The sequence below is a fragment of the Pseudomonas sp. PDM26 genome (genome assembly GCF_019219185.1).
Classification (GTDB): Bacteria; Pseudomonadota; Gammaproteobacteria; order Pseudomonadales; family Pseudomonadaceae; genus Aquipseudomonas.
Genome location: NZ_JAHUWC010000003.1, coordinates 295,808 through 316,693, shown reverse-complemented (window position 1 = coordinate 316,693; position 20,886 = coordinate 295,808). Strand labels below are relative to the sequence as shown.

Below are 20,886 nucleotides of genomic sequence, written 5' to 3'. Positions count from 1 at the left end.
GTCTTCGATGGACACTTCCAACGAACATTACATTCTCAAGATCAATTGCCCGACAGCGTCCGGCATCGTGGCCGCGATCACCACCTGCCTGGCCCGACAGCAGTGCTACATCAGCGAGCTGGCGCAATTCGACGACGAGTTCACCGGGCAGTTTTTCATGCGCGCGGTGTTCCGCTTCAACACCGGCGTGACGGGCGATATCGGTGCCCTGCGCGAGGATCTGGGCGACCTGGCCGGCGGCTTCGACATGCAGTGGCAGCTGTTCTGCAGCAGTCAGCCGACCCGGGTGCTGCTGATGGTCAGCAAGTTCGACCACTGCCTGACTGACCTGCTGTACCGCCACCGCAAAGGCGAGATGGACATGCACATCACCGCAGTGGTCTCCAACCACCTGGACCTGCGAGCCATGGCCGAACGCGAAGGCATTCGCTTCATCTACCTGCCGATCACCAAGGACAGCAAGGCCAGCCAGGAAGCCGAGTTGATGCGCATCGTCGAGGACACCCGGACCGATCTGGTGGTGCTCGCGCGCTACATGCAGATTCTGTCCGACGGACTGTGCCAGCAGCTGTCCGGCCGGGCCATCAACATCCATCACTCGTTCCTGCCCGGTTTCAAGGGCGCCAAGCCCTATCACCAGGCCTATGACCGTGGCGTGAAGCTGATCGGCGCCACCGCCCACTACGTCACCAGCGACCTCGACGAGGGGCCAATCATCGAGCAGGAAATCCAGCGGGTCGACCATACCCACCTGCCCGACTCGCTGGTTGCCATCGGCCGCGACACCGAAACCGTAGCGCTTTCCAAAGCCCTGAAATACCACCTGGAACACCGGGTGTTCATCAACCAGGACAAGACGGTGATTTTTCGCTGAGCGAGCCCTTTTCCGATCCACAGCCACGAGATACGACCATGACCACACGCGTTGCAATCATCGGCGCCGGCCCTTGCGGCATGGCTCAACTGCGGGCATTTCAATCGGCCAGGGACCAGGGAACACCCATCCCGGAACTGGTCTGCTATGAAAAACAGCAAGACTGGGGTGGCATGTGGAATTACACCTGGCGCACCGGCCTGGACGAGAACGGCGAACCGGTGCATGGCAGCATGTATCGCTACCTCTGGTCGAACGGCCCGAAGGAATGCCTGGAGTTCGCCGACTACACCTTCGAAGAACATTTTGGCCGCCCCATCGGCTCCTACCCACCACGAGAAGTGCTCTGGGACTACATCAAGGGCCGCGTCGAAAAAGCCGGGGTACGGGATTACATCCGCTTCAACAACGTGGTGCGCCAGGTCACCTTTGACGAAGAGACTCGCCGCTTCACGGTGGTCGCCCACGACCACGGCAGCGATACCCAGACCTCGGAACAGTTCGACTATGTGATCAACGCCTGCGGGCACTTTTCGACGCCGAAGATGCCGTACTTCCCCGGATTCGAGCAGTTCGGCGGGCGCATCCTGCACGCCCATGATTTCCGCGAGGCGCTGGAGTTCAAGGGCAAGGATCTGCTGATCGTCGGCAGCAGCTATTCCGCCGAAGACATCGGTTCACAGTGCTACAAGTACGGCGCCCGCAGCATCACCAGCTGCTATCGCACCGCACCCATGGGCTATGACTGGCCCGCCAACTGGGAAGAAAAACCGCTATTGCAGCGCCTGGAAAAAAACCGCGCGTACTTTATCGACGGCACCCACAAGCACATCGATGCGGTGATCCTGTGCACCGGCTACAAACATCACTTCCCCTTCCTGCCGGACGAACTGTGCCTCAAGACCGACAATCGGCTATGGCCGATGAACCTGTACAAGGGCATTTTCTGGGAGCCCAACCCGCAACTGATCTACCTCGGCATGCAGGACCAGTGGTACTCGTTCAACATGTTCGACGCCCAGGCCTGGTACGCCCGCGACGTGATCCTGCAACGCATCGCCCTACCCGACCAGGCACAAAGGGCCGCCGATAGTCAGCAATGGCATGCCCGTGAGCAGCAGCTTGAAACCAACCAGCAGATGTTCGAATACCAGGGCGCCTATATCCAGCAACTGGTGGACGCCACCGACTACCCGAACTTCGATATCGCCGCGGTCAACGACACCTTCCTGCACTGGAAGCACGACAAGGCCCACAACATCATGGGGTACCGCGACAAGTCCTACCGATCGCTGATGACCGGCACCCAGTCGCCACCCCACCACACGCCCTGGCTGCATGCCCTTGACGATTCCATGGCGGCGTACCTCGCTGAACCGCCGATGTCCGTCAAGTCGATCGGTTGACCCGGGAGCCCACCATGAACACACCTCGTGTTTCCCGCCCGCGGGAGCCCGGACTCTTTGCCCGGACCCCGGCCATGGAGCGCTATCGGGTGGCCGCCGGTGGCCTGACCCTTGTCGCGTTGCAGCCCGGCGACAGCCTGCAAGTGATCGACCTCGAAGGCCGGCAACCTTGCGAATTGCTGGCCGTGGATATGCTCGGTCGCAGCGCCTTGGCGGCCTGGGCACTGAGCGGTTCGACGGCCTGCGGGTTCATTGGCGCACGGCTCGCCGAACCGACCTTGCAGTCGCGTCGCATTGGCCAAGCGCTGATCCGACGCGCGATTGATCCACAACACCTGCCCAGCGCCGCCTCACTCTGGGACGAGGACAGCCCGGCCGACTTCAGCCGCCGCTTCGTCGCCAGCGATGAGCTACTGGTGATCGTCGCTGCACCCGACGGACCGACCGCCGTTGACCGCCAATACCGGCCCAGCGAGCTGCGGCTGCTGGTGACGCGGGCCAATCCTTCGCCGCTGCTGCTCCCGACATTGCCTGAACCCCTGGGCGAGTTAATTGACGAATTCACCATTAGCGCCGGCACTGCCCGCAGTTACACCGTCGGCAAAGGGCAGTACGTGCAGGTGCTGGACGTCGCCGGCCGCCAATGCTCGGACTTCGTCGCCCTGAATCGACGGGCACTGGATCGCGGCCTGGAACTGGACCTGGACCAGACCGTGACCCGCACCCTGAACGGCAGCGCCTACCCGGCACCGGGACTGTTTTCGAAATTTTTCGACCGGCAGATGCAGCCGATGCTGGAGGTGGTGCGCGACACCGTCGGCCGCCACGACTCCTTCGCCCTGGCCTGCGCCGCGCGCTATTACGAGAGCCACGGCTACTTCGGGCACGACAACTGCAGCGACAACCTCAGCCAGGTGCTGGCGCCCCATGGGGTCAAGGCCCGGGGCGGCTGGCCGGCGATCAATTTTTTCTTCAATACCGGGATCGACGCACACCAGCAGATGACCCTGGATGAACCCTGGTCGCGTCCCGGCGACTACGTGCTGCTGCGCGCCATGACCGACCTGGTGTGCGGCAGTACTTCGTGCCCGGACGACATAGACCCGGCTAATGGCTGGAGCCCAACCGATATCCATGTCCGCATCTACAGCGAAAAGGAGCGTTTTTCCATCGCCATGAGCACTCGAACCACGGCCGATGCCGACCCGATTCTTACCCGTGAGTCCGCGTTCCACTCGCGCACCAGCCGCTTGACCGGCAGCTTCGTCGACTACCGCAACTGGTGGCTGCCGCTGCGCTATGACGGCTATGGCGCGATCGAGGAATACCTCGGTTGCCGCGAGCGAGTGGCGGTGATGGACCTGACCGCCCTGCGCAAATTCGAAATCATCGGCCCCGACGCCGAAGCCTTGTTGCAGTACTGCCTGACCCGTGATGTGCGGCGCCTGGCGGTGGGTCAAGTGGTGTACTCGGCGATGTGCCACGAGCACGGCGGCATGCTCGACGACGGCACCTTGCTGCGCCTGGGTCCCGACAATTTCCGCTGGATCTGCGGCGAAGACTACGCCGGGGTGTGGCTGCGCGAGCAGGCGCAAAAACTCGGCATGAAGGTCTGGATCAAATCCGCCAGCGAGCAGATCCATAACCTGGCGGTTCAAGGCCCGATGAGCCGCGAGCTGCTCAAGCAAATGGTCTGGACCGCGCCCAACCAGCCGAGTCTGGAAACCCTGGGCTGGTTCCGCTTTCTGGTGGGACGCCTGGACGGTTACGACGGCTGCCCGCTCATGATCTCGCGCACCGGCTACACCGGCGAGCTGGGTTACGAAGTCTGGTGCCAGCCTGAGGATGCCGAGCGGGTCTGGGACCGAATCTGGGCGCTAGGCCAACCCTTGGGCCTGGTGCCGTTAGGCCTGGAAGCGCTGGACATGCTGCGCATCGAAGCCGGGCTGATTTTTGCCGGCTACGAATTCAGCGACCAGACCGATCCGTTCGAGGCCGGTATCGGCTTTTGCGTACCGCTGAAAAGCAAAACCGATGACTTCATCGGCCGCGACGCCCTGCTACGGCGCTACGCCCATCCCGCTCACAAACTGGTGGGCCTGCAACTGAGCGGTAACGAAGGCGCCCACCACGGTGATCCGGTGTACCGCGGTCGGGCCCAGGTCGGGGTCATCACCAGTGCCTGCCGCTCGCCGCTGCTGGCCAGCAATATCGCGCTGTGCCGGGTCGACGTGGCCTGCGCCGACGTCGGCACGACGCTTGAGATCGGCAAAGTCGATGGCCTGCAGAAGCGCATCAGCGCCACGGTCACCGCGGCGATTTTCTACGACCCGGACAAGAGCCGGGTACGCAGTTGATCGACTTCACACACATTTTTTTCTGCCCATACCCGCACCTGTAGGAGCTGGCTTGCCAGCGAAGGCGTCCTCACGGCTCGTGCAAGGCTCAAGAATGCCTTCGCTGGCAAGCCGGCTCCTACAGGGCCCGATCTACTCAAACATGGGAATACGAAGATGGAAGCGACTACGTTCGAGGCCGTACCGCAGGCCGCCGGTTCAGTGGGCAGCCTGCAGCGCAAGATCGATTGGCGCGGGGCTTTCTGGGTCGCCAGTGGCGTGCCCGCCCTGGTGCTGTTTTCTATCGGTGCGATTGCCGCCACGGTCGGCAAACCGGCCTGGATTGTCTGGATCGTGTCGATCCTGTTCGGGTTTATCCAGGCCTTCACCTATGCCGAAATTGCCGGACTGTTCCCGCACAAATCCGGCGGTGCCTCGGTCTACGGCGCGGTAGCCTGGGTGCGCTACAGCAAGCTGATCGCACCGGTTTCGGTGTGGTGCAACTGGCTGGCCTGGTCGCCGGTGCTGTCCATTGGCTCAGGGCTGGCGGCGGGTTACATCCTCACAGCCCTGTTTCCCGCTGATGCGCTGATCAATACCTGGCAACTGACCCTGCTTGACCTGGGCTGGGTCAAGAGTGGCCTGTCGCTTCGGATCAACGCGACGTTCGCCATCGGCCTGTTGATTTTACTGACGGTGTTCGCCGTGCAGCATGGCGGCATCTTGCGCTCGGCACGCCTGACTCTGGTGCTTGGTGTGACCTCGTTGATTCCTCTGCTGCTGGTGGGTGTGGTGCCGTTGTTCACCGGGGACGCGACCCAGGCCAACTTCCTGCCCTTGTACCCGCTGGCCCATGATGCGGCCGGGCAAGTGATCGACGGGCCTTGGGACATGTCCGGTTGGTCGTTGATGGCCGGCGGCCTGTTCATGGCCGCATGGTCCACTTACGGCTTCGAAACAGCCGTGTGCTACACCCGGGAATTCAAGGACCCCAAGCGTGACACCTTCAAGGCGATCTTCTACGCCGGCCTGCTGTGCATTCTGGTGTTCACCCTGGTGCCCCTGGCGTTTCAAGGCAGCCTGGGTCTCGGGCAACTGGTGACCCCGGCGGTGCTCGATGCCAGCGGTGCGGTGGTCACACCGGCGGTCTACAGCGGTCTGCTGTCACCCGCGATCTACAGCGGCATGGGCGTTGGCCAGGTCATGGCGGACAGCATCGGCGGCGGCAAGCTGGTGGCCAACATCGTGCTGATCATGTTGGTCCTGGCCACGCTGCTGGCAATCATGACCTCGATGTCCGGCTCCTCGCGCACCCTGTATCAGGCGTCGGTCGATGGCTGGCTGCCGAAATACCTGGGCCGCACCAACGAACACGGCGCGCCTACCGCAGCGATGTGGACCGACCTGTCGTTCAACCTGCTGCTGTTGCTGATGTCCGATTATGTGTTCGTGCTGGCCGCGTCCAACGTCAGCTACATCATCTTCAACTTCCTCAACCTCAATGCCGGCTGGATCCATCGCCTGGACCGTCCCGAATGGATACGCCCGTACAAGGCCCCGACCGTGCTATTGGCCGCTGGTGGCGTACTGAGCTTCGTCAACCTGGCGTGTATGGGTCTGGGAGCCGATATCTGGGGCGCCGGCACCCTGGTGACCGGCCTGCTGCTGGCGCTGTTGATTCTTCCGGTGTTCTGCTACCGCCACTACGTGCAGGACAAAGGGCGCTTCCCTGAAGCGATGCTCAGCGACCTGTACATTCAGGCCGATGCCGGTCAAAAACGCGCCGGTTGGTTGCCTTATGCCACGCTGATCGCGGGTGTACTGGTGGTGTACGGTTGCCATCAACTGGTAGCCTGAGCGCCCTTGCCTGCAGGTCTCTGATGGATCATCGGGGCGCAACGACGCCTCGATGATCACTTCGCCCCCCTATCAATCAAGACGACGGTGACTCTTTTGATCAGCACCACCCCTGCACTTGCCCGTGTTATCGACGGCAAAGCCATCTCTGCCCAGGTTCTCGACGAAGTTCGAGAAGAGGTTCTGGTCCTGGCCGGACAGCAGATTTACCCCGCCCTGGCTGTGTTGCTCGTCGGTGAAGACCCGGCCAGCGAGGTCTATGTGCGCAACAAACTGCTGCGGGCCAAGGAAGTCGGGATCCGTTCCCTTGAATACCGTCTGCCGGAAACCGCCAGCCAGGCGCAAGTGCTGGAACTGATTACGCAACTGAACGCCGACGTCACCGTAAACGGCATCCTGGTGCAGCTGCCATTGCCGGCCCATATCGACGAAGGAGCGGTGATTCATGCCATTGATCCGATCAAGGACGTGGACGGCTTTCATCGGGAAAACGTCGGCGGCCTGGTGCAAGGCATCGAAGTCCTGACACCCTGCACACCCAGCGGCTGCATGCGTCTGCTACACGAAACCTGCGGTGACTTGAGCGGCTTGCACGCGGTGGTCGTCGGTCGTTCGAACATTGTCGGCAAACCCATGGCGACCTTGTTGTTGCAGGCCAACTGCTCGGTCAGCGTGGTGCATTCGCGCAGCGTCGATGCACCGGCGTTGTGCAGATTGGCAGACATCGTGGTCGCGGCGGTGGGTCGACCCCAGCTGATTGATGCCAGTTGGCTCAAACCCAGGGCGGTAGTGATCGACGTCGGCATCAATCGTATTGCCGGCGAATCGGGCAACCGCCTGGTCGGCGATGTCGATTACGAGAGTGCACGCACCGTGGCCAGCGCGATCACGCCGGTGCCCGGTGGTGTCGGACCGATGACCATTGCCTATCTGCTGAAGAACACCCTGATCGCCAGTGAGCTACAGCGTGCTGCCCAGGCGCGCGAGCCGCTGCCCGTCAGCGTGGCGTTGAGCTGAGCTGAGCCAAATTGTAGGAGCGAGCTTGCTCGCGATGGTCGTTAACGATAACGCGTGTTTACTGGCTAAACGCGGCGCTATTGAGTCCATCGCGAGCAAGCTCGCTCCTACAATGTTCAGCAGTAACGATTAGTGGTTGTACGCACGCTCGTTGTGCTCGGCCAGATCCAGGCCCATCTCCTCCACCGATTCATCGGCGCGCAAGCCGATCAGGGCATTCACCACTTTGAGAATGATCCAGCTGATGGCGAAGCAGTACACCGTCGTCAGCAATACGCCCTTGATCTGCGCCACGACCTGAGCGCCCATGCTCACGCCTTCCACCAACCCGCCAAGGGAAGGCACGCAGAACACGCCGGTCAATACCGCGCCAATCATTCCGCCGATGCCGTGCAGGCCAAACACATCGAGGCTGTCGTCATAACCGAAGCGGCGTTTCAGCACAGTGACGCTCAGGTAGCAGAACACCCCGCACAGCAGACCGATGGCCAACGCGCCGCCTACGCCCACATACGCACACGCCGGAGTAATGCCGACCAAACCGGCCAAAGCACCGCTGGCCAGGCCCAAAGCACTCGGCTTGCCGACCTTGAACCACTCGGTGAACATCCAGCCGAGAATCCCCGCGCAAGCACCCAGCTGGGTGTTGAGCATGACAATGCCCGAAGTGCCATTGAGACCGCCGCCGGAACCGATATTGAAGCCGAACCAGCCAACCCAGAGCATCGCCGCACCGGCCATGGTGAGGCTCAGGTTGTGGGCCGGCATTGGCGTATTCTGGTAGCCCTTGCGCTTGCCGAGAATCAGGCACGCAGCCAAAGCAGCGACGCCGGCATTGATATGCACCGCAGTGCCGCCGGCAAAATCGAGAACGCCCCAGTTATGCATCAAAGCGCCCGAACCACCCCAGACCATATGGGCGACGGGCGCATAAACCAGGGTGAACCACAGCGCCATGAACCACAGCGCTGCCGAGAACTTCATGCGCTCGGCGAATGCACCGGCAATCAGCGCCGGGGTAATGATCGCGAAGGTCATCTGGAAGGTCACGAACACGCCTTCCGGGATGTCACCGACCAGGCTATCCGGGGTCATGCCAGCAAGAAAGGCCCGGCTCAAACCACCGACGAAACTGTTGAACGTCACCTGCCCCTCAACCATGCCGGTACTGTCGACCACCATGCTGTAGCCATAGATCACCCACAGCACACCGACCAGGCCGGCGATGCCGAAGCACTGGGTAAACAGCGAGAGCATGTTTTTCGCCCGCACCAGACCGCCGTAAAACAATGCGAGGCCCGGCAGACACATGAACAGCACCAGCACCGCGGCGGTCACCATCCAGGCGGTGCTGCCGGTGTTCAATGTGGGTGCGTCGGCCGCCTGGGCGAGCGGCGCGAGCGCGCCGACCGCCAGTAAGCCGAGAAGAGATTTGCCGAGAAGACGATTGACCATGTTCAAAGCTCCTGCAAAGGAATGGTAGGTGTCTGGCAGCGAGCAAAGTGAGTGCGCACGGGCCTCTTGAGAGACCTCTTGGGCGTTGAATGAACAAGCCGCGGTTTTTCAGATCCGCTTATAACTGTGGCGAGCGAGCTTGCTCGCGCTCGAGTGCGTTGCACTCGCAAAGATTCTTGGGGCCGCTTCACAGCCCAGCGCGAGCAAGCTCCCTCGCCACAGTTTTTTGTCAGTAACCGGTACCGGATCCCGGAATCCAGTTGGTCCCCGCCAGCGGCACCCGTGCCATGGCGGCCGACTCCACAGTCAAGGCCACCAAATCTTCGGGGTCGAGATTGTGCAAGTGCGACTTGCCGCAGGCCCGCGCCATGGTCTGGGCTTCCAGCACCAGCACGCGCAGGTAATTGGCCAGACGCCGACCACCTTCCACTGGGTCCAGACGCTTGGACAGCTCCGGGTCCTGCGTGGTGATCCCGGCCGGGTCGCGGCCGTTCTGCCAGTCGTCATAAAAACCGGCCGCCGAACCAATCTTGTGCAGTTCTTCATCCAGTCGCGGGTGGTTGTCGCCCAGCGCAATAAGCGCCGCCGTGCCGATCGCCACGGCATCGGCGCCCAACGCCATGGCCTTGGCCACGTCGGCACCGTTGCGAATCCCCCCCGAAACGATCAACTGAACCTTGCGATGCATGCCCATCTCTTGCAAAGCCTGTACCGCTTGCGGGATCGCCGGCAAAATCGGAATGCCCACGTGTTCGATAAACACTTCCTGGGTCGCCGCAGTGCCGCCTTGCATGCCGTCGAGCACAATCACATCGGCCCCGGCTTTCACCGCCAGTTTGACGTCATAGTAAGGCCGGCTCGCCCCGATCTTTACGTAGATCGGTTTTTCCCAGTCTGTGATTTCCCGGATCTCGGCAATCTTGATTGCCAGGTCATCCGGGCCGGTCCAGTCCGGGTGACGGCAGGCACTGCGCTGGTCGACGCCGATCGGCAAGGTGCGCATGCCGGCCACCCGCTCGGTGACTTTCATGCCCAGCAACATGCCACCACCACCGGGTTTGGCGCCCTGCCCCAGGACGATTTCGATGGCGTCCGCCTTGCGCAGATCGTCCGGATTCATGCCGTAGCGCGACGGCAGGTACTGATAGACCAGATGCTGCGATTGCCCGCGCTCCTCCGGGGTCATGCCGCCGTCACCGGTCGTGGTGCTTGTACCGGCGATGGTCGCGCCTCGGCCCAACGCTTCTTTGGCATTGGCCGACAACGCACCGAAGCTCATGCCTGCGATGGTCACCGGAATCTTCAGGTGAATCGGCTTTTTGGCGAAACGATTACCGAGGATCACATCAGTACCGCATTTCTCGCGGTAGCCTTCCAGTGGATAACGCGAGACGCTGGCGCCGAGCAACAGCAAGTCATCGAAGTGCGGCAATTTGCGCTTGGTGCCGCCGCCACGAATGTCGTAGATGCCGGTTTCCGCGGCACGCTGGATTTCCTGGATCGTCAGGCGGTCGAAAGTGGCTGACTCGCGCAGTACTGGAGCCGCTTTTTGGCTGATTGGGTCGCTCATATCTGTTCTCCTCGCGCGGATCAGTACGCGGACGCGTTATCGACTTTGAAGTTGTACAACTGACGGGCGGAACCGTATCGCTTGAAGTCAGCCGCGTCGTGCTCGAAACCGGCACGGTTGAGCAGCCCTTGCAGCTCTTCCAGGTGCTCGGCGCGCATCTCCTTCTCGACGCAATCCGAACCCAGGGACGCGACGGTACCCCGCACATAGATGTGGGTTTCGTAGAGCGAATCGCCCAAGGCATCGCCCGCATCGCCACACACCACCAAGCGTCCGGCTTGGCCCATGAAGCAGCTCATGTGGCCGATGCTGCCGCCGACCACGATGTCGATGCCTTTCATGGAAATTCCACAACGGGCGCCGGCATCGCCTTCGATCACCAGCAGCCCGCCATGGGCAGTGGCGCCTGCGGCCTGGGACGCGCTGCCCTTGATCCGCACCATGCCCGACATCATGTTTTCCGCGACGCCGACACCGGCGTTGCCATGCACTGTGATGCACGCTTTCTGGTTCATGCCCGCGCAGTAGTAGCCGGCGTGCCCCTGGATATCGATGGACACGGCCTGGTTCACCCCAACCGCAAGGTTGTGCTTGCCGTTGGAATGAGTCACCACCCAATCGCGGTCTTCTACGTTGTTGACCTGGTCATGCAGCGCCTGATTGAGGTCACGCACGGTGGCAGTGGAAAGATCGATGGTTTTCATGTGTGCGCTCCTTAAGCTGACTCGCGTTCCCAGATGTACAGGGTGGCCGGTGCCGGCTCCCAGATCCTGGCGTGTTCGATACCCGGCAGGCTCGACAAGGCCTGATACTCGGACGCCATGGCGACGTAATCGTCGGTCTCGGCGAGGATCGCCGGCTTGCAGGCAATCGGGTCGCGGATCACCGCAAAGCCATTGCGGGTACCAATGGCGAAAGTGAAAAAGCCATCCAGGTCCTCCAGCGAATGATCCAGCGCCTCTTTCAGCGAGTCGCCTTGTTGCAGCCGCCAGGTCAGGTAGCCGGCAGCCACTTCCGTGTCGTTGTCGGTTTCGAAATGGATGCCTTCGCGCTTGAGTTCCTGGCGCAGACGAAAGTGATTGGACAGCGAACCGTTGTGCACCAGGCACAGGTCGGCGCCGGTGGAAAACGGGTGGCTACCTTCCATGGTCACCGCGCTTTCGGTGGCCATGCGGGTGTGGCCGATGATGTGACTGCCCTTCATGCTGGCCAGGCCGAAGCGTTGGGAAATTTCCTGGGGCAAGCCCATGCCCTTGAGGATTTCGATGCTCTGCCCGGCGCTCATGATGCGGATGCTCGGGGCCAGTTCGGCGAGGGCCAGACGGACTGGCGTTTCTTCAGCATGGATCTTCAATACGGCGGCACTGGCGTTCTGAAACCAGTCCAGCGAACAGCCTAGACGGCCTTCGAGTTCGCCCATCAGGGTTTTCCAGTCGAAGGCTTCGGTGGTCGCCTGCAAGGTCAGCTTGACCCAGCCATCGGCCACTTCATCGCCATAGATGGCGAAGCCGGCACTGTCCGGGCCACGATCGGTCATGGCCTGTAGCATCGGTTCGAAGAGCTGGCCGAGCCGGGATTCCAGCTGCGGGTTTTTCAGGTAAAGGCCTACGATTCCACACATGACAACAGTCCTCACTACGTTCGGCAGCGGCAAGTTTCAAGCTGCGAGATGGTTCGTTTGAGCGCTCCGGTGGCGCTTAGAAAAATTCGGTGTAGCGCTGCACTTCCCAGTCGGAGACGTGGCGGCTGTATTCCACCCACTCCATGCGCTTGAGCTTGATGAACTCGCCAACGATCTGCGGCCCCATCACTTCGGCAAACAGCGGGTCGGCTTCCAGCGCGTCGCAGGCTTCCTTGAGCGATTGCGGCAGGGTCTTGATGCCGCGCGCGGCAATCTGCTCCAGGCTCAGGCTGTAGAGGTTTTCGTTGCAGACGTGGTCGATTTCCAGCTGGCGGTCGATACCGTCGAGGCCCGCCGCGATGATCGCCGCGCTGACCAGATAAGGGTTGCAACCGGCATCCGGCAGGCGAAACTCCAGGCGGCCATAAGGCACCCGAACCATCGCCGAGCGGTTGTTGGCGCCGAAGGCAATAAAGGCTGGCGCCCAGGTCGCGCCGGACAACGAGTTGCCCACCACCAGACGCTTGTAGGAATTGACCGTCGGCGCGGCAAAGGCGCAGAGCGCCGGGCCATGGGCAAGCAGACCGGCGGCGAAGTGATAGGCCAGTTTCGACAGGCCCATGCCGCTCGGGTCGCTGGCATCAAAGAACAGGTTCTTGTTCTCGGCGCTGCTGATCGACAGGTGAAAGTGCATGCCGTTGCCGGCGCGTTTCGGGTCGGGCTTGGGCATGAACGAGCAGATCATGCCCAGGTCATTGGCAATCTCGCCGGCCGCCATGCGAAAGAACGTGAATCGATCCGCCGAGGTCATGGCGTCGCTGTAGGTGTAATTGATCTCGAACTGGCCGTTGGCGTCTTCGTGGTCGATTTGATAGACCTCGAAATCCACCGCCTGCAAGGCTTCGGTCAGGCGTTCGAGGAACACCCGGGAGCGCGACAGGCCTTTGTAGTCGTAGCAAGGCTTGTCCAGGTTGTCGCTGGCGTCGACCAACTGCAGTTTGCCCAGCTCGTCGCGGCGCATCAGGTTGAATTCAGGTTCCAGGCCGGTGTTGAGGGTCCAGCCCTTGTCTTCCAGGCGACGAACCTGCTGCTGCAGAACGTAACGGCTGTCATAAGGATGCGGCTTGCCGTCGACATGACCGATGCACACGATCCGGCCATAACCCGGTTGCCAGGGCACAGGCATCAGCGTGGACAAATCGCCACGGGCCATGAAGTCCGGACCGTGGGGTTCCATGCCCATGCCGCTAATGGCGAACCCGGCAAACCCCGCGCCGTCCTCGGCCACGGCCTTGAGCCCACAGATCGGCACCGATTTGGTCTTGGCCGAACCATGGATATCGACAAACTGCGCAAGCACATACTTGATCCCGTGCTTGTCGATGATGCGCTGGGTTTCTGCTGGCAACATTGCTCGTCACTCCTGGCGAAAAAGGGCAAATCATTGTGGATAGGCCGTCACTTTCTTTTGATATTCCTGAAAAGAAAGTTAGTTTCCCAATGGGAATGCAAGGCCCTTGCCAGAATCGCGAATGAAAAGCTGAAGTGCCGTAACCAGCGCTTTTGTGCTGTATATATGGGAATATTCTTTTCCCGGTGGGAATACTGCCCAATGGGCTGGAGAGGAACGCTGTGATTTGCACTTTCTCAGTGCGAAACTAATATTACTGAACGGAAAGTGTGCAGGATTTGATGACTATGTCGACTGAAACCGCCCCGCGCCTCAAGCTTGAGCAATACCTGGGACTGCAGATCAAACGCCAGCGCCAGGCGCAGGACCTGAAACTGTCCGACGTGGCCAAGATTGCCGATATCAGCCAGGGCATGTTGAGCAAGATCGAAAACGCCCAGGTGTCCACCAGCCTCGATACTCTGAGCCGCTTGTGCGACGTACTCGGCCTACCCTTGTCGAAGTTGTTCAGTGAGTACGATCAGCAAGATGGCAGCGCGCTATTGGTCAAGGCCGATCAGGGCATGGAAGTGGTGCGCCGCGGCACCGAGAAAGGTCACACCTACCATCTGCTCAATCACACCCGCGGGCCGAAGAAGAGTTTCGAGGCTTACATGGTGAGCATGGATGACGCGAGCGAGGAGTTTCCGACCTTCTCCCATCCTGGGACTGAATTTCTCCACCTTCTGGAAGGTGAGCTGATTTATCGCCACGGCAATCAGCTGTACCGCATGGAAGCTGGCGACAGCCTGACCTTCGAAGGGGAAATCCCCCATGGCCCCGAGCAACTGGTGCAGGTGCCGATCCGTATGCTGTCGATCATGAATTACGGCAACGACAAAGAATAATCCCCGCCCCACTCCCCGTTCGATTCCAGCCCTGAGGCCGACCTGTGTCGGCCTCAGGCGTTTTCCTGCCAGTTAAAAAACTTTCATAAAAATTCTGGACGCGGCGCGGGCATTCCCCTATAAAGCCAACTTCAGGAATATTTTATTCCCCATAAGAAAATGCACTCACGGACGAGATTGCTGTTTACCCATGTTTTTTTCGCTATGCGATGAGCTGCCGCCATCTTCCCGAGGACGTGTCATGCAACACGAAAAAAACCATTTCATCATCAAGATCACCTGTCCCGCAGTGTCTGGCATCGTCGCGGCCGTCACCACTTACCTGGCGGACAACGGTTGCTACATCGGGGAGATGGCGCAATTCGACGACGACTTCAGCGGCCGTTTTTTCATGCGCGCGGTGTTCCGTTTCAACGACGGCCACTTGGGTGATATCCAGCAGATCAAAGAAGGCTTCAGCGACGTCGCCAACGCATTCGACATGAGCTGGGAACTGCACGACACCCGCGAGCCGATGCGTGTGCTGCTGATGGTCAGCAAGTTCGACCACTGTCTGACCGACCTGCTCTACCGCTACCACAAGGGCGAGATGGACATGACCATCACCGCCATCGTCTCCAACCACCTGGACCTGCGGCCCATGGCCGAGCGCGAGGGCATTCGCTTCATCTATCTGCCGGTGACCAAAGACACCAAGGCCCGGCAGGAAGCCGAGCTGATGAAAGTCGTCGACGACACCGGTACCGAACTGGTGGTGTTGGCGCGCTACATGCAGATCCTCTCCGATGACCTGTGCAAGCAACTCTCGGGCCGCGCGATCAACATCCATCACTCGTTCCTGCCGGGGTTCAAAGGTGCCAAGCCTTATCACCAGGCCTACCAACGCGGGGTGAAACTGATCGGCGCTACGGCGCACTACGTCACCAGCGACCTCGACGAAGGGCCAATCATTGAACAGGAAGTGCAGCGCGTCGATCACGTTTACCTGCCGGACGACCTGGTCGCCACCGGCCGTGACACCGAAACCGTGGCCTTGTCCAAGGCGGTCAAGTACCACCTGGAACACCGGGTTTTCCTCAACCAGGACAGAACGGTGATTTTTCGATGAACACGACCAGACTGATTGACGGAAAAGCCGCCGCTGCTCGTGTGCTGATTCAGGTTCGCAAGGACGTGGACGCTCTGCGCGAGCAAGACATCCAACCGGCCCTGGCGGTGGTTCTGGTGGGCAGCGACCCGGCCAGCCAGGTTTACGTGCGCAACAAGATCCTGCGTGCCGAAGAGGTGGGCATTCGTTCCGTGGAGCATCGACTGTCCAGCGACACCAGCACCGAACAACTGCTGAACCTGATTGGCAGGCTGAATGCCGACCCTTCGATCAACGGCATTCTGCTGCAATTGCCGTTGCCGGCTCACATCGACGAATTGCGCGCCCTGGAGGCCATAGCCCCGACCAAGGATGTCGACGGTTTTCACAGTGAAAACGTCGGTGGCCTCAGCCAGGGCCGCACGGTGCTCGCCCCCTGCACACCCAGCGGCTGCCTGTACCTGCTGGAGCAAACCTGCGGCGATCTGCGCGGTAAACACGCGGTGGTGATCGGCCGCTCGAACATTGTCGGCAAACCCATGGCCGCCCTGCTGCTCAAGGCCGATTGCTCGGTGACCGTGCTGCATTCGCGCAGCCGGGATCCGCAGGCGTTGTGTCGGCAGGCAGACATCGTCATCGCCGCCGTAGGGCGCCCGCGGCTGATCGACGCCAGCTGGCTGAAGCCCGGCGCGGTGGTGATTGATGTCGGCATCAACCGCATCAACCGCATCGACGACCAGGGCCGCAGCCGTCTGGTGGGCGACGTCGATTTCGACAGTGCCCTGCCCCACGTCGCAGCGATCACCCCGGTTCCCGGTGGCGTCGGCCCGATGACCATTGCCTTCTTGATGAAAAACACCGTGACCGCAGCCCTGGTGCAACATCAGGCTCAACGCAGCCAATCGGAGGCCCTATGCCGTTCAATCTATTGAAGTACGGGTTGAGTTCGGAGTATCCGGTGGAAGTCGATCTACCGCCGCCCCGGGAACTCAAATCGAGCTATGACGTGGTGATCATCGGTGCCGGCGGCCACGGCCTGGCAACCGCTTATTACCTGGCCAAGTACCACGGCATTACCAACATCGCGGTACTGGAAAAGTCCTATCTGGGTGGTGGCAATACCGCGCGCAATACCGCGGTGATCCGCTCCAATTACCTGACCAGCGAAGGCGTGCGCTTTTACGCCGAGTCAGTGCGGATGTTCCAGGGGCTGTCCAATGAATTCGATTTCAACATCATGTACTCCGAGCGCGGCCAGCTGACCCTGGCCCATACCGATGCCACCGTGCGTTCGTTCCGCCAGCGGGCCGAGGTCAACAAGCACTTCGGCGGCCGTACCGAGATGATCGACCGCCAGCAGATTCGCGAACTGGTGCCCAGCCTTAATCTCGACCCCGGTCACCTGCCGGTCATCGCGGGCCTCTGGCACATCGATGGCGCCACCGCGCGCCACGACGCCGTCGCCTGGGGTTACGCCAAGCAGGCGGCCAAGCGCGGCGTGGAGATCCATCAACTCACTGAAGTGCAGGACCTGATCATCGAGAACGGAGCAATCACCGCCGTAAAGACCAATCGCGGCACCATCAAGTGCGGCTGCGCCGTGCAGGCAATCGCCGGGCACAGTTCGTTGCTGATGGCCAAGGCCGGGATCCGCTCGCCGATCCAGACCTTTCCGCTGCAAGCGATGGTCACGCAACCATTCAAGCCGTTTCTCGATCCGTTGGTGAGCTCATCGGCGCTGCATTGCTACGTGCAGCAGACCAGCCGTGGCGAGGTGGTGTTCGGCGGCGGCTCCGATCCTTATCCGCTGTTCAACACCCGTTCCACGCTCGATCTGAAGGAAAGCCTGCTGGCCCACGCCATCGAAATGTTCCCGTTTCTGGCCAACGCCAAGCTGATGCGCCAATGGGCCGGGATCACCGACATGACCCCGGATTACAGCCCGATCATGGGGCTTTCGCCGGTGAAAAATTACTACCTCGACGCCGGGTGGGGCACTTGGGGTTTCAAGGCGACACCGATCTGCGGCAAGACCATGGCCGAGCTGGTGGCAAGCGGCGGCAAGGTGCCGGATCTGATCAAGCCTTTCGGCCTCGAGCGCTTTTCGACCTTCCAGCAAGTCAACGAAATGGGCGCTACGGCGGCCAGTCACTGACGGAGAGCGGACCATGAAAATCATCAATTGCCCGCTCAACGGGCCACGCAACATCAGCGAATTCACTTATGGCGGCGAGTTCAAGCCAATGCCCGACCCCGTTCGCTGCAGCGATGCCGAATGGGCCGACTACGTGTTCAACACCGACAACCTCGCCGGCGTGGTGCGCGAGTGGTGGATGCATACGCCGTCGAGCTACTGGTTTCTGGCGGAGCGTCACACCGTGAGCGATGAAATTCTTCGCACCTTCGACCCCAAGGAACTCTTCAACGCCCGCGTCGACTTCAGCGCCGCCCAGGAGATCGCAGGATGAACCGCCTACCCGCCCCGATGGGCCTGCTGATCGACCGCGATCAGCCGCTGGATTTCAGTTTCGACGGTCATCGCTATCAAGGCCTGCAAGGCGACAGCATCGCCAGCGCCTTGTTGGCCAATGGACGCTTCCTGATCTCGCGCTCGTTCAAATACCACCGTCCGCGCGGCCCGCTGACCATGGCCGGACAGGACGCCAACAGCCTGGTGCAACTGCCCCAGGAGCCCAATGTGCTGGCCGATGCTCACGCGCTGTCGGCCGGCTTGCAGGTCACGGCGCAGAACGTCAACGGCTCGCTGGACAACGATCGCGATGCTTACCTGGGCAAGTTCTCCAAATTCATGCCGGTGGGCTTTTACTACCGTTCCTTCTACAAACCCAAGGGCATGTGGAAAGTCTGGGAACCGATCATTCGCAAGAAGGCCGGCCTCGGAGTGCTCGACCTGACCTTCCAGCCCGAGTATTACGACAAGGCTTACCTGTTCACCGACGTGGCCGTGATCGGTGCCGGGCCCGCCGGACTGCATGCGGCGCTGACGGCGGCCAATGCCGGGGCGAAGGTGTTGCTCATCGAACAACAACCGATTCTCGGTGGTTCGTTGACCTATGCCCGTTTCGATATTGAAGGCAAAAGAGCCGAATCCCTGCGCCGCGAACTGCTGTCTGCGGTGGAACAACACGCCAATATCCGGATCCTCACCGAGGCGACCTGCAATGCCTGGTTCACCGACAACTACCTGCCGGTCATCCAGGGCAAGCGCATGTACAAGGTGCGTGCCCGCCAATGCCTGGTGTGCAGCGGCGCTTTCGACCAACCGGTGGTGTTTCGCAACAACGATTTGCCGGGTGTGATGCTGACCAGCGCTGCGCTGCGCTTGATGAAGTTGTATGCGGTCAAGCCGGGCAAACGCGCGGTGGTGCTGACGGGTAATGATGACGGTTACCTCGCCGCTTTGGATCTGCACGATCAGGGCGTGGAAGTCGCCGCAGTGGTGGACTTGCGCCATGGTCCTGGCGATGAGTCCCTGCCGCAAGCACTGGCTCAGCGCAAGATCCCTTGCCAGCGCAACAGCACCGTGTATGAAGCGCTGCACGAGAAAGGCATGCGTCATATCAACGGCGTCGATGTACGCAAGATCACCGCCCAGGGTCAGGTCGCGGCAAGTGGGGAACACTTGGACTGCGACTTGCTGTGCATGTCCGCCGGTTACATGCCGGTCTATCAACTGCTCTGCCAGGCAGGCGGCAAACTGGCGTATGACGATCAGCGCGCCGAATTCACCCTCAGTGGCCTGCCACAAAACCTTGCAGTCGCAGGCTCGGTCAATGGTTGTCACCGCCTCGACAACGTGATCGCTGATGGCGTGAATGCCGGAGCTGATGCCGCGCTCGCGCTAGGGCTGGCAGCCAGCGCACAACGCGCACCCTTGGGCAGCGAGGTTCGGGTCAACTTCAACTGGCCGATCTTCCCCCATCCCAAGGGCAAGGACTTCGTCGACTTCGACGAGGACCTGCAAGTGGCGGACATCGTCAACGCCACCCGGATCGGCTATCGCGACGTGCAACTGGTCAAGCGCTACTCCACCGTGGGCATGGGCCCTTCCCAGGGACGTCACTCGGCGCTGCCCACCGCACGGTTGGTCGCCTGGGCTACCCAGCGCAACATCAGCGAAACCGGGGTCACCACGGCACGCCCACCCTTTGTGGCGGAAAAGCTGGCGCATGTTGCCGGCAGGGCTTTCGACCCTTACCGCCAGACACCGATGCACGCCCGGCATGTACAAACGGGGGCAAAGATGATGCCCGCCGGGATTTGGCAGCGGCCGGCCTACTATGGCAGTGCCAAGGATCGCGACGCCTGTATGCAGGCCGAAGCACTGCACGTGCGCAACAAGGTCGGGATTATCGATGTATCGACTCTGGGCGGACTCGACGTGCGTGGCCCGGACGCCGCCGAACTGCTCAACCGCATGTACACCTTTGCCTTTCTCAAGCAACCGATCGGTCGCTCTCGTTATGCATTAATGACCAATGAGCACGGCGTCGTGATCGATGACGGTGTGTGCGCTCGTTTCGCCGATAACCATTTCTACGTCACTGCCACCACCAGCGGCGTCGACCGCATCTATCAGCAAATGCTCAAGTGGAACGCACAATGGCGCCTGGACGTGGACGTTGCCAATGTCACCGCGGCCATTTGCGCAGTCAATGTCGCCGGGCCCGATTCGCGCAAGGTGCTGGAACAGGTTTGCACCAATCTGGATCTGAGCGCCGACGCCTTCCCTTATCTGGGCGTCCGCCAAGGTACGGTTGCCGGCATCAAGGCCAGGTTATTGCGAGTCGGTTTCGTCGGCGAACTGGGTTATGAAATCCACGTACCCGCGCGTCACGGGCTGAAACTTTGGGACGCGCTGATCGAGGCGGGCAAAGCACACGACATACGTCCCTTCGGCGTCGAAACCCAGCGTCTGCTGCGTCTGGAAAAAGGCCATGTGATCATCAGCCAGGACACCGATGGCATGACCCATCCCGCGGAAATCGACATGGACTGGGCGGTCAGTCGCAACAAGCCGTTCTTCGTCGGCCGGCGCTCGGTGGATATCCTCGAAGCCCAGCCACAAAAACGCAAACTCGTTGGGTTCACTTTGCCCAAGGGCAGCCTGCAACCGCTGGAAGGCCATCTGGTGCTCAATGGCCCGGACATCAGTGGCAACGTCACCTCCTGCGAATATTCCGCAAGCCTGAGCAAGATCATCGGCCTGGCCTATGCCGGCATCGACCAAAGCAAGCCGGGACAACGAATTCCGATCCGCGTCGAAGGTGGAGTCGTGGTTCATGCCGACGTCGTGCCGTTACCCTTCCTTGATCCCACTAACTCGCGCCAGGAGCTTTGACCC

The 20,886-nt window shown here is 61.0% G+C and carries 16 protein-coding genes; 11 read left to right on the top strand and 5 right to left on the bottom strand.

Annotated elements, in window-relative coordinates:
- Nucleotides 1-7 precede the first annotated feature (7 nt).
- From purU (KW849_RS08515) to KW849_RS08495, 5 genes are all read left to right on the top strand, one after another.
- Nucleotides 8-874 carry a formyltetrahydrofolate deformylase gene (gene purU, locus KW849_RS08515; RefSeq protein ID WP_218428971.1) on the top strand — a complete coding sequence of 289 codons (867 nt, stop codon included), beginning with the start codon at nt 8-10 and terminating at the stop codon, nt 872-874.
- Nucleotides 875-912: 38 nt separating this feature from the next.
- On the top strand, nt 913-2,280 hold the full coding sequence (locus tag KW849_RS08510; RefSeq protein WP_218428970.1) for an NAD(P)-binding domain-containing protein: 1,368 nt from the start codon (nt 913-915) through the stop codon (nt 2,278-2,280).
- Between the two features lie 14 nt (nt 2,281-2,294).
- Nucleotides 2,295-4,637 carry a DUF1989 domain-containing protein gene (locus KW849_RS08505; protein ID WP_218428969.1) on the top strand — a complete coding sequence of 781 codons (2,343 nt, stop codon included), beginning with the start codon at nt 2,295-2,297 and terminating at the stop codon, nt 4,635-4,637.
- A 156-nt stretch (nt 4,638-4,793) separates the two neighbouring features.
- Entirely contained in the window at nt 4,794-6,473 is a 1,680-nt protein-coding gene (locus KW849_RS08500; RefSeq protein ID WP_218428968.1) for an APC family permease, read from the top strand.
- A gap of 96 nt (nt 6,474-6,569) precedes the next feature.
- Nucleotides 6,570-7,490, top strand: a complete 921-nt coding sequence (locus KW849_RS08495; RefSeq protein ID WP_218428967.1) for a bifunctional 5,10-methylenetetrahydrofolate dehydrogenase/5,10-methenyltetrahydrofolate cyclohydrolase — start codon at nt 6,570-6,572, stop codon at nt 7,488-7,490.
- Between the two features lie 129 nt (nt 7,491-7,619).
- Here KW849_RS08495 and KW849_RS08490 read toward each other — a convergent pair whose 3' ends face one another.
- The 5 genes from KW849_RS08490 to glnT form a co-directional block, all read right to left on the bottom strand.
- Nucleotides 7,620-8,945 carry an ammonium transporter gene (locus KW849_RS08490; RefSeq protein ID WP_218428966.1) on the bottom strand — a complete coding sequence of 442 codons (1,326 nt, stop codon included), beginning with the start codon at nt 8,943-8,945 and terminating at the stop codon, nt 7,620-7,622.
- 229 nt (nt 8,946-9,174) lie between these two features.
- Entirely contained in the window at nt 9,175-10,515 is a 1,341-nt protein-coding gene (locus KW849_RS08485) for an FMN-binding glutamate synthase family protein (protein ID WP_218428965.1), read from the bottom strand.
- A 20-nt stretch (nt 10,516-10,535) separates the two neighbouring features.
- Nucleotides 10,536-11,219, bottom strand: a complete 684-nt coding sequence (locus tag KW849_RS08480) for a protein glxC (protein ID WP_218428964.1) — start codon at nt 11,217-11,219, stop codon at nt 10,536-10,538.
- A gap of 11 nt (nt 11,220-11,230) precedes the next feature.
- Nucleotides 11,231-12,136, bottom strand: coding sequence for a glutamine amidotransferase family protein (locus tag KW849_RS08475; protein ID WP_218428963.1), 906 nt, complete (start codon nt 12,134-12,136; stop codon nt 11,231-11,233).
- A 76-nt stretch (nt 12,137-12,212) separates the two neighbouring features.
- Nucleotides 12,213-13,547 carry a type III glutamate--ammonia ligase gene (glnT, locus tag KW849_RS08470; protein ID WP_218428962.1) on the bottom strand — a complete coding sequence of 445 codons (1,335 nt, stop codon included), beginning with the start codon at nt 13,545-13,547 and terminating at the stop codon, nt 12,213-12,215.
- Nucleotides 13,548-13,834: 287 nt separating this feature from the next.
- On the opposite strand from glnT, the gene KW849_RS08465 reads away from it, so the two are divergent.
- From KW849_RS08465 to KW849_RS08440, 6 genes are all read left to right on the top strand, one after another.
- Nucleotides 13,835-14,434 carry a helix-turn-helix domain-containing protein gene (locus KW849_RS08465; protein WP_218428961.1) on the top strand — a complete coding sequence of 200 codons (600 nt, stop codon included), beginning with the start codon at nt 13,835-13,837 and terminating at the stop codon, nt 14,432-14,434.
- 241 nt (nt 14,435-14,675) lie between these two features.
- Nucleotides 14,676-15,542, top strand: coding sequence for a formyltetrahydrofolate deformylase (purU, locus tag KW849_RS08460; protein ID WP_218428960.1), 867 nt, complete (start codon nt 14,676-14,678; stop codon nt 15,540-15,542).
- Complete coding sequence (gene folD / locus KW849_RS08455; RefSeq protein WP_218428959.1) at nt 15,539-16,453, top strand: bifunctional methylenetetrahydrofolate dehydrogenase/methenyltetrahydrofolate cyclohydrolase FolD; 915 nt, start codon at nt 15,539-15,541, stop codon at nt 16,451-16,453. Before purU (KW849_RS08460) ends, folD begins: the two co-directional genes overlap by 4 nt.
- On the top strand, nt 16,435-17,676 hold the full coding sequence (locus tag KW849_RS08450) for an FAD-dependent oxidoreductase (RefSeq protein ID WP_160386916.1): 1,242 nt from the start codon (nt 16,435-16,437) through the stop codon (nt 17,674-17,676). The genes folD and KW849_RS08450 overlap by 19 nt, the downstream gene beginning before the upstream one ends.
- A gap of 13 nt (nt 17,677-17,689) precedes the next feature.
- On the top strand, nt 17,690-17,989 hold the full coding sequence (locus KW849_RS08445) for a sarcosine oxidase subunit delta (protein WP_218428958.1): 300 nt from the start codon (nt 17,690-17,692) through the stop codon (nt 17,987-17,989).
- Complete coding sequence (locus KW849_RS08440) at nt 17,986-20,883, top strand: FAD-dependent oxidoreductase (RefSeq protein ID WP_218428957.1); 2,898 nt, start codon at nt 17,986-17,988, stop codon at nt 20,881-20,883. The genes KW849_RS08445 and KW849_RS08440 overlap by 4 nt, the downstream gene beginning before the upstream one ends.
- The last annotated feature ends 3 nt before the right edge of the window (nt 20,884-20,886 follow it).